The sequence below is a fragment of the Janthinobacterium sp. CG3 genome (genome assembly GCF_000344615.1).
Lineage (GTDB): Bacteria > Pseudomonadota > Gammaproteobacteria > Burkholderiales > Burkholderiaceae_D > Janthinobacterium.
This window is the reverse complement of the sequence record NZ_KB467826.1, coordinates 36,226-48,564: the sequence shown is the minus strand read 5'-3', so window position 1 is coordinate 48,564 and position 12,339 is coordinate 36,226. Positions and strand designations below refer to the sequence as shown.

Below are 12,339 nucleotides of genomic sequence, written 5' to 3'. Positions count from 1 at the left end.
CTTACTCCTTCACTGGCGTGTCGAGCGCGCCAGGAATGACCAGGCCGACGCCCTTGCCGGTGCGGGCCGGTGCAAACAGGGGGATGATTTCCGGCTCGCTGGCGAAGTGCGCCGTGTCGTGGGTGCTGGCGAGCGCGTCGGCCTCGCTCAGCGCGTCCTCCTGGAACGCGCCAGCCGCCTCGGCCTCGGTCGGGTCGAATTCGGCCTGGTAGCCAGGCGTGAGGGCATCCTGCAGCTTCTCGATGACGGGGCCGCTGCCGGCGCCGTCGGGCGCTGGCGGCTCAAGCAGCGCCTTGTTTTGGGTGGCGTCGGTCCCGAGGGGGAAAGTGATGGTTCCGATATGAACGGTCATGATGTACTCCTTGAAAGTTGATTACGCGGCGGCTGCAGACTTCGGCTTGCTGTAGTCGGGTTTGCCCTTGACATCGTTGTACGACTGCTTGCAGGTAGGGTAATCGCTGCAGCTCCACCAGAACGCGCCCTTCTTCTTGGGACTCGGGCGACGGGACAGGCCTTTTCCGCACGACATGCACTTGTGCAGCTCCGAGACCTTCGGCACTTCCTTCGGTACCGGCTTGCCCGCCTTGTCTTCGCACGAGTATTTGCAGCCATCGCTGTAGCCGCTGCAGCCCCAAAAGAATTCGTTCTTGTCCTTCTTCTTGATGCGCGCCAGTGGCTTCGCGCATGTCGGGCACGGGTGGATATCGACCTTGATGTCCAGCCCGTGATCCTTGACGCCGGCCACTTCGCCGGCGATGTACTCCATCAGTTCGGTGACGAACGACACCGTGTCGCGCTCGCCGGCCTTGATGGATTTTTGCTGCTCGTGCCATAGGGCGGTCATGTCCGGGAACTTGGCCTGGTCGGGCAAGGCGTCGTAGAACTCTTCCGCCGTTTTGGTCGGGACAATGTTCTTGCCTTGCTCGACCAGGTACGATCGGTCGAACAGCGTCTTGATGATGCTGTCCCTGGTCGCTGGCGTGCCGATGCCGCCATGTTCGCCTTCCTTGCCCTTGTCCTTGTCGAGCAGCAGCTTGCGCAGCCGGTCGTCGCGTATGTACTTCGCTACGCGGGTCAGGTCCGTCAGCAGGGTCGCCATCGTGTACAGCGGCAGCGGCTTCGTTTCCTGCTGGGCCGCCTCGGTGTCGGTGCAGGTGCCGGCCTGGCCGTCGCGCAGCGCCCGAATGTCAACCGCGACGGCGCTCTCGTCGCCCTCCAGGTCCTCATTGCCGGCGTCGTTCTTGTACAGGGCGAGCCAGCCGGCCCGCGTTGTCACGTCGGCACGGACCCCGAAACGGTGGCCGGCCACCTCGACCAGCACATCGGTGCGGTCGAACTGCTGTTTCGGCCAGAATTGGGCGATGTAGGCGCGAGCGATCAGCAGGTAGATTTTCTGCTCGCTTTCGCTCAGGTTGGCCAGGTCGGCGACAGTCTCGGTCGGGATGATCCCGTGGTGGGCTGATACCTTGGCCGAATTGAATGCCCGGCTCTTGATGGTCGGGTCGCCGCGCTGCGCGGCGGCGGCCAGGATCGGCGCGGTTTTCGCGATGGCTGCCAATACAGTCGGTCCTTCGGCGTGCATTTCGTCCGGAAGGTATTCGCAGTCGCTGCGGTTGTACGTAATCAGCTTGTGCTTCTCGCGCAGCGCTTGGGTAATGTCTTTGGTCTGATCCGGTTTGTACCCGTACTTGCGCGATGCGTCCGTCTGCAGCTTGAGCAGGTTGTAGGGCAGCGGCGGGTGTTTTTCCTCGCTCGTGGTCTTGGCACTGACAATTCGGGCCGGCTGTCCCTTGACAGCGGCGGCGATGCCCTGGGCGTGGGCCTCATTGGTGAGGCGGCGCTTCTCGTCCACGGGGTCGCCGTCAACGACCTGGTACCGGGCCGGGAAGGCCACGCCGGCCACGTCGAACTGCCCCGTGACGTTGTAGTAGAAGGCTTTCGCATGGGCCTTGAAGGCACGGGTGCGGCGCACCACCATGCCGACGATGGGGGTCTGCACGCGGCCGACACTCATGACGCCCTGGTAGCCCTTGGCGCGGGCGGCCAGGGTGTACGCCCTGGTCAGGTTGTAGCCGTAGAGCTGGTCGCCCACGCTGCGGGCTTCGGCGGCGGCCGACATGCCGGCGAACTCCTTGTTGTCCCGCATCGCGCCGAGCGCCTTTTTTACGGCGATAGGCGTGTTGCTGTTGATGAGGACGCGCTGCACTGGCAGGCGGCAATTCGCGTATTCCAGGATTTCATCGACCAGGAGCTGTCCTTCTTCGTCCGGGTCGCCTGCATTGACGACGCTGCTGGCCTGCTTGAGCAGGCCGGTGATGACCTGGAGCTGCTTCTGGCTGCTGGCGTCGCCGCTCGGCTTCTTGCGCCAGGGGATATGCGACATGGGCAGGTCGTCCATCGACCAGACCTTGTACCGCTCGTCGTAGTCCTCCGGATCGAGCAGTTGCAGCATGTGGCCGAAGCACCAGGCCACCTTGCTGTCGCCGCACTCGTAGTAGCCGTCCTTCCGACTCCCACCTCCCAAGCCTTCAACGATGGCTTTCGCCAGCTCCGGCTTCTCCGCAATGAACAGTTTCATATCGCCTCCTACCAGGTGAAGACCGGCACGATGACGGTCTGGATTTGGGAACGCAGGATCGGGCCGAAGTAGCGGCCGTCGAAAGACTTGCCGTTAACGTCGGACATGACCAGGACTTCGTTGTCGCTGATGGTGAATTTGGCGTGCTGGTAGCGCGGCAGCGGCCGGTCGAATTTGTCCATCACCATGGGCGCGCTGAGCGGCAGCATCGCGCCATTGACCGTCACGCCGGCATCGGTGATCGCAACGGCGTCGTCTTTAGCCGCTAAAATTTTCTTCATCATGTAACCGAGCTTGCCGGGGCAAAAACCGGTGGCGAGGTAGCCGCGCCGCTTGGCTTCCGCGATCACTTCGCCCGGTGGCGGGCAAAGCAGCACGTAGGCGCCCTTCTCCACCGGCTGGCTGCTGGTCCAGTACAGCCCGACCGGAATGCTCCTGGTGGTGTTGACCCGGCCGCCTGCTACGTAGAACAGCAGGCCGAGCGCGGTGATGGACAGGCCCGTAATGGCGGTCACGACGGTGATCCTGCGCAGGATGGGTTTCAGTTTCATATCGTGATCGCCTTTTCTTCTGTCGCGGCCGGGACGTTGCGTACCTTGTCGCTGTGTTTGGGTTCCTCGACGGCGGCGCGCGCCGTAAAGGTCTTGTCCTGGAAGTACAGCGGCTGGCGGCCGTAGATGGCCGGGAACCCTGCGACGTAGACCACCATGTCGCCGGCTTCCACGATCAGTTCGCCGTCCTTCTTCGGGCCTGGCATCCGCAGACATTCGTCGGTCGTCAGCAGCGGGCGCTGGACTTCCTGAATGGTCCGCGAGACCTGGCCCAGCATGCCGCTGGTGCGCCGGCCGCTGGTCGTGATCTGCTCCTTCGCCACCGTCGTCGTTCCCGTCAGTTTCGACAGGTGGTCGGCGGTCTCGACCCTGTTGGGCGGATACGCGTTCTGGACGTGGCAGTTCGATGTGATGGTCTCGTCGGGGCCGTACCCGGTCTCCCGGCTCTTGAGCTGGTTGATGTCCTGGCAGATCAGGTAGAACTTGATACCGTAACCGGCAACGAATGCCAGCGACTCCTGCAGGATTTCCAGCTTGCCGAGGCTCGGGAACTCGTCGATCATGCCCAGCAGCCGATGCTTGTAGCCCTTCTTGGAACGGATGTAGGTTTCGGCGGCCTGGGCGATGCCCGCCTTAGCGAGCAGCCGGCGCCACCAGGGCATGCTTGCCTGGATGCGCTCGAATTCCATTTTGTCGGCCAGCAGGCGCACGATCTGGTTCATCATGATCCGCACCAGCGGGCGCAGGCGGGCCTTGTCGTTCGGCTGCGTCACGATGTACAGGCTTACCGGGCTGTCATGGTTCATCAGGTCCTTGATGCGGAAGCTGGACGAACTCACATTGCGCGCCACGATGGGATCGCGGTACAGGGCCAGGTAGGACTTGGCGGTTGACAGGACGGAACCGGCTTCTTCCTCCGGGCGGTCCATCATGTCGCGGGCGGCGGCGCCGACCGCTGGGTGGTTCTTGCCGTTGACGTGGCTGTAGGTTGCCATTTCCATCCACAGTTCGGCCGTGCTGCGGTTCGGATCGGCCAGCATATGGTCAACGTAAGGCAGCGATGCCGGCGTGCCTTCGTTCTTCTTCTTGTAAAGCGCGTGCAGAATGACGCCGACCAGGAGCGCCTGGCTGGTCTTCTGCCAGTGCGATTCCAGGCCCTTGCCGTCCGGATCGACAATCAGGGTGGCCAGGCTTTGCACGTCGCCGACTTCGTTGCCGGTACCGATGCGGATTTCATCCATCGCATTGTGGAACACCTCGCAATTCGGATCGGCCGGTTCGAAGCGCAGCACCTTGTTTTTCGCGTACTTCTGCCGCCAGCCCGCCGTCATGGCCCACAGCTCGCCCTTGAGATCGGTGATCACGCAACTGTCGGGCCAGGACAGCAGTGTCGGCACCACCAGGCCGACGCCTTTGCCCGAACGGGTCGGCGCGTATGTCAGGACGTGCTCCGGGCCGTTGTGGCGCAGGTATTGCAGCTTGCCCTTGCTGTCCACCCAGGCTCCCACGTAGACGCCGTTGCTGGCGGCCGGTTGGGCGCCGCGCAGTATCTCGTGCCATTTGCGCGGACGCGGCAGCAGCCCCGCATCCTGAATGTCCTTCTTGTTCGCCCAGCGGGCCGAACCGTGCAGGTATTCATTGACCTTCGAGGTGTTCGCCATGACCATCTTGACGACGACCAGGCTGATGAGGCCGACGCCGGCCACGGATACACCGACGCTGCCGGCGCGCATGAATGCGTCCGGGTACTGCCCGTACCACTTGGCCGCCCACTGGATGATTCCCCACGGTGCGTAGAAGTGGTTGACGTTCGCGCCGAGTGCTTCCTGATAGCGCATGTCGTTTGCGAAGAACTGCGTTGCTGCCTGCAGCCCTCCCCCCAGCGACAAGGCGGCCAGGGCCGGGATGACTTTCCCCGGTCCTTGCTTCTTGGCGCGTACCTGCGGTCCTACCGCATTGTTGAACCGGTCGTTCATCTGCTTCGTCCTTTCGTTTTGATGGCACCCTTGGCCGTCACGCCGATCTGCTCCCCGACTGTCACCCGCTTGAGACGGCGGGCGGTCGCGTCGTCTACCGGCAAGACAATGACCTCTTCGCCCTGCTTGAGCAGGGCCAGGGCCTGCCCGTCGATTTGACGCAATCCGCCAAATAGCACGGTTGCATCATTAGTAAAATTGTATCTTATATGCTTCGGTATATCGAATACTTTCGCCCGCTTTTGTTCTCGCTCAGCGATATATTTGTCAGCGGCGGTATCGCCAGGCGATTTTTTATCCAATTCGAATATGTCGCGGCGAATTCCCGCCTCGGGGCGTGGCGCTTGCGGTTGCGCCGGCAGCAGTGCCGGTGCCGGGATCGGCGTTGCCGCGCCGCCGTGGTCGCCGATGCTGATGGCGCCGAGCTGCGACAAGGGCCGAAGGCGGTCCTTGCTCGCTGGCGGTGGCGCGGTGCCGAGCTTGCCGATCTTGGGTTTGCCAACGTGCGCCTTTGCGGCCGGGACCGGCTGGAAGGCACCGACCGGCTTTACTCTTCCTGGCCCACGTATATCCCGTCGCACCCAGTTATTTGGTTTTGCTCCTTGCTGCTCCACACCACCAGGTACATGACGCGGCAATAGCATTTCACCTCTTTCGGCGACGTGAACCACACCGAGTTCGGGCAAACCTCGCACAGCGTTCCGGGCTTGGGGCGACGGAGACTGTCCAGCTTTTCCAGTGTCGGGCTTAACGCTGTCGGCATATCCGCGTCGTCCTGGGCTTGGGGCGGCTGCGGCTCCCGCTGCGCCGCTTGCGGCGCGGCTGGCGGCTGCGCGGACGGCGGCCTGTCCAGCGCGTCCATCGCGTCCGCGATCAGCTCGTCCTCGGACTTGCCGCTTGTCGTTTCTGCTATAGCTTCCATGGGTGTTCTCCTTCGTGGTGTGGGGTTGGGTCAACTGCTGGCGGCGCGCTTCAAGGGCAGCGTCGGCAAAGTTGATGGGAAGGTTGGCGGCGGCTGCCACCCGTGCGATTTGTTCCTTGAACGCGGCGGCGCCGTTGACGGTGATGGTGTTGCCGTACCGCTCGGCCGCCATGCGCAGTGCCGCAAGCAGGGCCGCGTCGTCGGCGCCCCGCGACACGTTGAGCTTGTCGCCGTCGTCGCGCACGGCACTGGCGCCGACCTTGTAGATGATCGTGCCGCGCTTGGTGATGCTGTCATGCTGGGAAGGGGCCGCTCCGGCTTTTTGAGCGCCCTTCCCTGCCACGGTATTGCCTCGCAGTCCCGTTGACGCTTCGCGGGAACGCAGCGCTTCCAGGGCTTCCTGGTCGCCCACCGTGGCCTCTTTACGCAGCCAGTCGGCCCAGGCCAGACGCTGGTATTTCTCGTATATCGCCTGCCGCTCCTTCATGTACTCCTTGTTGATGGCGGCAATGTCGTCGCGCAATGTCTTTCTGGTGGCCGCGTACATGACCTTCTTGCCGATCCCCGGCGATCCGCTGATCTTGATTGCCGCCCGCTTCAATCGGCCGGTCCGCTTCGCATCCTCGATCAGCCGGTTCTTGCGTGCGATGGCCTTGGACCACTCGGTCGCCCTGCTGGCCGTGGCCGTTTGTTGTGCCTGTTTGTACCTGGCGTGCAGTTCGACGGTATTGGCCTTCGAGCGCATCGGCTTCTTCTCGTAGCGCTTCTTGGGGGTGCCCATGGCCGCCGCCTGCGACTTCGTGAAGCTGCCCAAGCGCCCTTCCAGGCCTTTCTTGGAAAACTCGCGATGCACCGAGCTGGCCTTCACGCTGATGCCGTTTTCGGCGCTGATAATCAGCCCGTTGGCATGCTCCCGGATTTCGAGTCCGTGGTCGCGCATGACCTCATGCAGCGACGACCAGGACTGCGCGCTGCGTATCTGGTCCTGGCATTCACGTTTGATCCAGCCAAGCAGGCTCTCCACGTCCGAATGCCTCTCCATGTCGGCGGCGCGATTCTCGCCGCGTCCTTTCGTCGGCGTGTGATTGTCTTTTTCCAGGCCGCAGTCGCTCTCCAGTTTTTCGCAAAGCTTCGCGAGCGTGTGATAGGCGTTGTACGGCTCATTGATGGTGTAGCGGGTAGGGTGAATCTTGTTGATGGCAATGTGGATATGCACATTGTCTGTGTCGTGGTGGACCGCGCTGATGCGTTGATGCTCGGCGAATCCCAGCGTCGCGCAAATGCGTTCCTCGATAGCTTTCAGCGTGGCATCGTCGGGCAGCTCGCCGTGGCGAAAGCTGACCATCAGGTGGTAGGTCTTGTCCGCTTCCGAGCGCTTGTTTTGGATTTGGGTGTTCAGCACTTCGAGCATGGCGATTTCGGCCTGCTCGGATTTGCAGTTCGTCACGGTGACGGTGCCGACGCGCTCGTTCTTGTTCTGCGGATCGGTCATGTACTCGACCAGCTCCCCGAAGTCGCTCTTCTGAACGGTCTCCATGGGGATGTGCTTGACGATCATGCCGCCCGCCCAAAAACTTTAGCGGCTAAAGTTTTCACCGCTGCGCCCTCGGAATCAGCACTTCGCGCATGACCCCGTGCATTTGGTCCTGGGTGGCTTCGATCTTGGAGAGTAGGGCGCGTATGGTCGCCTCGCCAAACTCGGCCGTACGGGCATCGTTCGTCAGCCAGAGTTTCAACAGACCGCCCAAGCGCCCGAGGTCGCCATTGATGCGCGCCAGTTCCTCCACGCGGCGATTGTCCAGGATGCTGCGTGCTTCGTAGCCTTGTCCGATTTTGCGCAGGAAGACCGCCACCGGGAGGTTGGCGGCCCGTGCGTTCTGCGCGATTAAGACTTCCTCATCTGGAAGCACCGGCACCCGAAGGTGCTTGTGCTTCCGAGTCACTTTTGTTGCCTTGTCCGTCATGCTGTTGTCCTTGTTCGCCGGCAGGCGATGGGGTTGGCGGCGGTAGCCGCCTGGCCTCGCAGAGCAGGAGTCCCGTTGAGCGCCGCAGGCGCGAATAAGGGAGCGTGAAGAGAGATATCCGGCCTGCCGGATAGCTATCTTCACCTATCCTGCCCGACTCAACGAGTCGATTACGCCAAGAAATGATACCACTCCATTTTCGATTTATCCTCTTTTATATCAATAAAACCCGTCTTTTTTGCAACGGATATGACGAAAGCCACCGTATACGCCATATAATCGTGCGTAGCCGGGTAAAAAACGGCTAAAAATTGACAAGAAATGGAACTTCCAGCAGATGAAAAATTGATATGGCGAAGTCTTATCCCGAGCAGCTTGCCGAGTGGGTGAAGCGGCGTGAATCGACAAAACGCGACAAGAACCTGGTCGCGTTTCTGGCCGTGCGCGATGACATAAAGCTGGCCGTGGACGCGGGATATGCGGTCAAAACGATATGGGCCAACATGCATGAAGAGAAACGCGTGGCTTTCGGATATGACACGTTTCTCAACTACGTGAACCGCTATATCCGCTTGAAGTCATCCAGGCCGGCCGATTCAGTGCCGGCCAAAACCGATCCGCAACCGGCCATCGAGCGAGGCCGGCAAGATCAGAAGATCGCTCCCAAAAGTCCGGCACCGAAGGTAAAGGCGCCGGACCGTACGACCGGCTTTTCATACAACCCCGAACCTAACGTTAAGGACTTAATATAATGGCAAAAATACACTTTATTCTGCAAGGGAAGGGCGGCGTTGGGAAGTCGGTTGTCGCCGCGTTTCTTGCCCAATTCATCAGCGATAAGGGCGCTCCACCGACCAATATCGACACCGATCCCGTCAACTCCACGTTCTGCGGCTACAAGTCGCTGAACGTAAAACGCCTTGAAATAATGGAAAACGAGGAAATCAATCCGCGCAGCTTCGACACCCTGGTTGAAATGATCGCGGCGGCCAATGGCGATGTCATCATCGACAATGGGGCAAGCTCCTTCGTCCCGCTGTCCCATTTCCTCATCAGCAACCAGGTGCCGGCACTGCTGGCCGAAATGGGGCACGAACTGGTGGTCCATACGGTTGTCACGGGTGGCCAGGCTCTACTGGACACGATCAGCGGCTTCAACCAGCTCGTGAGCCAGTTTCCGGCCGAGGCGCTGTTCGTGGTGTGGCTCAATCCATTTTGGGGACCGATCGAACATGAGGGCAAGGGATTCGAGCAGATGAAGGCCTACACGACCAACAAGGCCCGTGTATCCGCGATCATCCAGCTTCCGTCGCTCAAAAAGGAAACGTACGGCCGGGACTTGGGGGAAATGCTCCAGGACCGGCTGACCTTCGACCAGGCCATTGCGCAGGAATCGCTGACGATCATGACCCGCCAGCGCCTCAAAATCATCAAGGGCCAGGTCTACACTCAGATGGATAACGCGACGGTGCTGTGATGAGCGATCAATTGGAAGAACTCATCAAGGAAATCGCGAGCAAGCACGGGATCGCCGTGTCTCGCGACGATCCGATCCTTGTTTTGCAGACGATCAACAATCGGCTGCTGCAGGACAGCTCGAAGGCGCAGCAGGCCCAGCTCGACCAGTACAAGGAGGAATTGGAGGCGCTGGCACTCAGATGGGGGAATGACGCCAGGGAAAAAGCCGAACGCATCCTCAACGCATCCCTGTCGGCCGCCAAGGATGCCATCGACCAGCTCATGCAGGAGGGCGCACGCTCTACTGCTGCGGGCGTTGCAACGGAGATTGAAGCGGCCGTAGCGAAGTTTTCCGGCCCTGTTCGCGATGCCCATAGGATCGCCAGGCTGAATGTGTTTGCCGCTTGCGTGACGATGGCAGCGGCGGCCGTCGCGCTGTGGGCAGTCCTGCACTGAAACCAAGGCGCCCGTCGATGACACTGGCGCCAGATAGGACAAGCCCGGCAGAGCCGGGTTTTTTTTACGACCTGGTGCCGATGGCGAGAACGAGGGTTTGTGATGTCCCGAGTGTCTTGCCATTCGTGGCCGACTGTCGCTGCTCCATTTCTTTTTTGCGCTGCAGGGCCACGGTACGGCGCAGCTCTTCCTGGTGTTCGTCCCATTCGCTTGTTAGGCCCGGCTCCTGGTGGCGCAGCCGCCGCGCCGCCATTTCCTCGATGCGCGGCCCGTGGACACCCATGCCATCCTTGATTTCTCGGACAATCTCCAGGCGGCCCTGCAGGCGCTGCATTGTGCTCTGCTGCTGATGAATCTGCTGCTGCCATTTAGATTTCGTACTCGGCAACGCGATCAGGCCTGGCTGCTGCGAACGCGCTTGCTGCAGGCGGGACGACTGCTGCTCGATGAGGCTTTCGAGCCGGTCCTCGATGCGCTCTACCTGGTCGTGCTTGCTTTCGACCTGGGCGGCGAGGGCGGTCGCGTATTGGCTTTCAATGGATGGGGTGTCGAGCAAGGTAGCTTGCTCGGCCTGTTCGGCGTTGGCCCGCTCGACCAGGCTGTCGGCCTGGGATTCGGCGTCGAAAGAGGTGCTGATGGATTGCTGGGCTGCTCGGGCCTGCTGTTGTAGCTGCTCGCGCTGTTGGTTCATCACATGACTCCAAATTTTAGCCGCTAAAGTTCTTTAGGAAATTCCGCGCCCCAATTTCATTGAAGATGAGGCTACGGTCGCCTTCCCATTATCGTACTTTATGGTGGAATTGCTACCGATTTCAGGGAGTTTATCGAAATCGGCGCGGTCATGCTTGACAAAGCTCTTGCCAACTTGCTGGTACACATGTTCCTTGTCGGCATGGATGACGGGACCATCATGCGCCTTGGATTTGTCCGCTTGGGACGACAGGTGAATGTTATAGATTCCCGGCTTCACCGCGCCGGCTTTCTCTACCTTGTCGGTATTCCAGTCGCCGCCTTTTTCGCTCTGAACTAACCGCTGACCGTTCATGACAAGAAGGCGCTGCTTCATAGAATACTCCTGTTGGTAGATGGTCAAAATCGCATTGCCGTAAACATGGCTGCCATAGGGGCAGTGGCATGAAAACAACACTCATTTTAGCCGATTCATTTTCGATTTATCAGTTTAATTACTCTGATTTCGATCTAACTGTGCATATGCCGTGAGAATTGGTGAGTTTTCTACAACATTGCCATGGTGCGGCACAAACTATTGTTATGGAATCATTCCTTTTTGCTATTGGACGCGCCTTTTGCCTGCGCCGATTTGAGCGTTTGCAGGAGTTGCGAGTTTTGATCGGTGATCGCATCCATTTTGCCGCGCAGGTTGGCCGCTTCCTCGCGGGCCTGGGTCGCGGTCTGTACAGCCTGGTCGCGGTCGGTCTTCGCCTGGTCGAGCTGCTGGACGAGGCGCTGCAGCTCGGCTGCGGCCTGGGCGCGCTCCTGCTGCAGTGCGTCCTGGGCGGCGTCGGCCTTGGCGCGGGCCGTCGCCAAGTCAGTGCGCAACGCATCTGCCTTCGCAACCGCTTCATCTGAACGTGCCTGCTGGGCCGCCGTAGCAGCCCTCAGTGCCTCGACCTCGGCGTGACGGGCCTGGCGCAAGGCGGCCAGCTCTTCGCGCACCTGGGAGGCTTCCTGATGGGCGTGATCGAGTTCTGAACGCAGCTCGTCGGCGCGGCGCTTGATTTCCACGGTGCGGGCGTCGGCCGTGACGGTGGCCGCCTTGGCGGCCGTCAGCGCGACGGTGGCCGCTTCGAGTTCGGCCTGCAGGTCCTGGACCATCGCTTCGGACTGGTCAATACTCATCTTGACCAGCGCGGCATCCTGCTGGGCCGCATCGAAGGTGAGGGAAAGGGCCTCGTAGGCATCGCCGATCTGCTTGTTCAGGGTCTCGGCCTCGATGCGCTCGGCGTCCCAGCCGGCCTGCACGGCCCTCAGCGACTCGTTCGCCAGCTCCTGGGCCTCGTGCCACAGGTTCGCCAATGCGACGGCATTAGCGTGCTGTACGGCCTCCGGCACCTGCACGGCCACGGGCGCTGCCTGCGTCGCCTGAGTTCGGCGCCACTCCTTCATGCCAACGCTCGCATCGTTCATGTTGACCTTGGCGAGCTTGCGCACCGCGTCCACGGTCGGGAAATTGCCGGCACAGCCGGCCTGCTCATAGAGCGAATTTGCTGCAGCAAAAATGCGGTCGCGGGCTTCTTTGGCAATTCCCATGATGAACCTCCAATAGTAAGAAGATATGGTAACAGAATAAGAATAAAAATAGTAAGAATATTAGTAAGAATAATATTATTATTATCGAATTCGTGCAGCATTAAATTTAGCGGCTAAATTTCAGGCGGAAAAAAAGCCCGCTATTGCGGGCTTCTGAGCTGGT

Annotated in this window: 12 protein-coding genes; 3 read left to right on the top strand and 9 right to left on the bottom strand. The window is 60.7% G+C overall.

Going from position 1 to position 12,339, the window contains the following annotated elements:
• Position 1 precedes the first annotated feature (1 nt).
• From JANGC3_RS34255 to traJ, 6 genes are read right to left on the bottom strand one after another with little or no spacing between them, the layout of a single operon-like run.
• On the bottom strand, positions 2-352 hold the full coding sequence (locus tag JANGC3_RS34255) for a hypothetical protein (RefSeq protein ID WP_017879693.1): 351 nt from the start codon (positions 350-352) through the stop codon (positions 2-4).
• A 21-nt stretch (positions 353-373) separates the two neighbouring features.
• Positions 374-2,578: a DNA topoisomerase 3 gene (locus JANGC3_RS0127395; RefSeq protein ID WP_017879692.1), complete on the bottom strand. Its 2,205-nt coding sequence runs from the start codon at positions 2,576-2,578 to the stop codon at positions 374-376.
• 8 nt (positions 2,579-2,586) lie between these two features.
• Complete coding sequence (traF, locus tag JANGC3_RS0127390) at positions 2,587-3,129, bottom strand: conjugative transfer signal peptidase TraF (protein WP_017879691.1); 543 nt, start codon at positions 3,127-3,129, stop codon at positions 2,587-2,589.
• Positions 3,126-5,105 carry a type IV secretory system conjugative DNA transfer family protein gene (locus JANGC3_RS0127385; RefSeq protein ID WP_017879690.1) on the bottom strand — a complete coding sequence of 660 codons (1,980 nt, stop codon included), beginning with the start codon at positions 5,103-5,105 and terminating at the stop codon, positions 3,126-3,128. The genes traF and JANGC3_RS0127385 overlap by 4 nt, the downstream gene beginning before the upstream one ends.
• Positions 5,102-7,585, bottom strand: coding sequence for a TraI/MobA(P) family conjugative relaxase (gene traI, locus JANGC3_RS0127380; RefSeq protein ID WP_017879689.1), 2,484 nt, complete (start codon positions 7,583-7,585; stop codon positions 5,102-5,104). Before traI ends, JANGC3_RS0127385 begins: the two co-directional genes overlap by 4 nt.
• Before the next feature lie 34 nt (positions 7,586-7,619).
• On the bottom strand, positions 7,620-7,991 hold the full coding sequence (gene traJ, locus JANGC3_RS0127375) for a conjugal transfer transcriptional regulator TraJ (RefSeq protein ID WP_017879688.1): 372 nt from the start codon (positions 7,989-7,991) through the stop codon (positions 7,620-7,622).
• Positions 7,992-8,341: 350 nt separating this feature from the next.
• Between traJ and JANGC3_RS0127365 the strand changes: the two genes are divergently transcribed.
• Genes JANGC3_RS0127365 through JANGC3_RS0127355 form a run of 3 tightly spaced genes read left to right on the top strand, consistent with a single transcriptional unit; the run spans position 8,342 to position 9,905 of the window.
• Positions 8,342-8,743 (top strand): TraK family protein, encoded by a 402-nt coding sequence (locus tag JANGC3_RS0127365; RefSeq protein WP_017879686.1) that lies wholly within the window; start codon positions 8,342-8,344, stop codon positions 8,741-8,743.
• On the top strand, positions 8,743-9,468 hold the full coding sequence (locus JANGC3_RS0127360) for a nucleotide-binding protein (protein ID WP_017879685.1): 726 nt from the start codon (positions 8,743-8,745) through the stop codon (positions 9,466-9,468). Before JANGC3_RS0127365 ends, JANGC3_RS0127360 begins: the two co-directional genes overlap by 1 nt.
• Complete coding sequence (locus JANGC3_RS0127355) at positions 9,468-9,905, top strand: hypothetical protein (RefSeq protein WP_017879684.1); 438 nt, start codon at positions 9,468-9,470, stop codon at positions 9,903-9,905. The genes JANGC3_RS0127360 and JANGC3_RS0127355 overlap by 1 nt, the downstream gene beginning before the upstream one ends.
• 64 nt (positions 9,906-9,969) lie before the next feature.
• Here the strand turns inward: JANGC3_RS0127355 and JANGC3_RS0127350 are convergent, their stop codons facing one another.
• From JANGC3_RS0127350 to JANGC3_RS0127340, 3 genes are all read right to left on the bottom strand, one after another.
• Positions 9,970-10,596 (bottom strand): IncP plasmid survival protein KfrC family protein, encoded by a 627-nt coding sequence (locus JANGC3_RS0127350; protein WP_035789250.1) that lies wholly within the window; start codon positions 10,594-10,596, stop codon positions 9,970-9,972.
• Positions 10,597-10,629: 33 nt separating this feature from the next.
• Positions 10,630-10,971: a KfrB domain-containing protein gene (locus JANGC3_RS0127345; RefSeq protein WP_026133599.1), complete on the bottom strand. Its 342-nt coding sequence runs from the start codon at positions 10,969-10,971 to the stop codon at positions 10,630-10,632.
• 212 nt (positions 10,972-11,183) lie between these two features.
• Positions 11,184-12,176 (bottom strand): DNA-binding protein, encoded by a 993-nt coding sequence (locus JANGC3_RS0127340; protein ID WP_017879681.1) that lies wholly within the window; start codon positions 12,174-12,176, stop codon positions 11,184-11,186.
• Between the last annotated feature and the right edge of the window lie 163 nt (positions 12,177-12,339).

What these genes read in the sequence shown, in the direction of transcription:
- JANGC3_RS0127360 (WP_017879685.1), top strand. Translation starts at nt 8,743, where the DNA reads ATGGCAAAAATACACTTTATTCTGCAAGGGAAGGGCGGCGTTGGGAAG.
- traI (WP_017879689.1), bottom strand. Translation starts at nt 7,585, where the DNA reads ATGATCGTCAAGCACATCCCCATGGAGACCGTTCAGAAGAGCGACTTC.
- JANGC3_RS0127350 (WP_035789250.1), bottom strand. Translation starts at nt 10,596, where the DNA reads ATGAACCAACAGCGCGAGCAGCTACAACAGCAGGCCCGAGCAGCCCAG.
- JANGC3_RS0127365 (WP_017879686.1), top strand. Translation starts at nt 8,342, where the DNA reads ATGGCGAAGTCTTATCCCGAGCAGCTTGCCGAGTGGGTGAAGCGGCGT.
- JANGC3_RS0127355 (WP_017879684.1), top strand. Translation starts at nt 9,468, where the DNA reads ATGAGCGATCAATTGGAAGAACTCATCAAGGAAATCGCGAGCAAGCAC.
- JANGC3_RS0127345 (WP_026133599.1), bottom strand. Translation starts at nt 10,971, where the DNA reads ATGAAGCAGCGCCTTCTTGTCATGAACGGTCAGCGGTTAGTTCAGAGC.
- JANGC3_RS0127385 (WP_017879690.1), bottom strand. Translation starts at nt 5,105, where the DNA reads ATGAACGACCGGTTCAACAATGCGGTAGGACCGCAGGTACGCGCCAAG.
- traF (WP_017879691.1), bottom strand. Translation starts at nt 3,129, where the DNA reads ATGAAACTGAAACCCATCCTGCGCAGGATCACCGTCGTGACCGCCATT.
- JANGC3_RS0127340 (WP_017879681.1), bottom strand. Translation starts at nt 12,176, where the DNA reads ATGGGAATTGCCAAAGAAGCCCGCGACCGCATTTTTGCTGCAGCAAAT.
- traJ (WP_017879688.1), bottom strand. Translation starts at nt 7,991, where the DNA reads ATGACGGACAAGGCAACAAAAGTGACTCGGAAGCACAAGCACCTTCGG.
- JANGC3_RS34255 (WP_017879693.1), bottom strand. Translation starts at nt 352, where the DNA reads ATGACCGTTCATATCGGAACCATCACTTTCCCCCTCGGGACCGACGCC.
- JANGC3_RS0127395 (WP_017879692.1), bottom strand. Translation starts at nt 2,578, where the DNA reads ATGAAACTGTTCATTGCGGAGAAGCCGGAGCTGGCGAAAGCCATCGTT.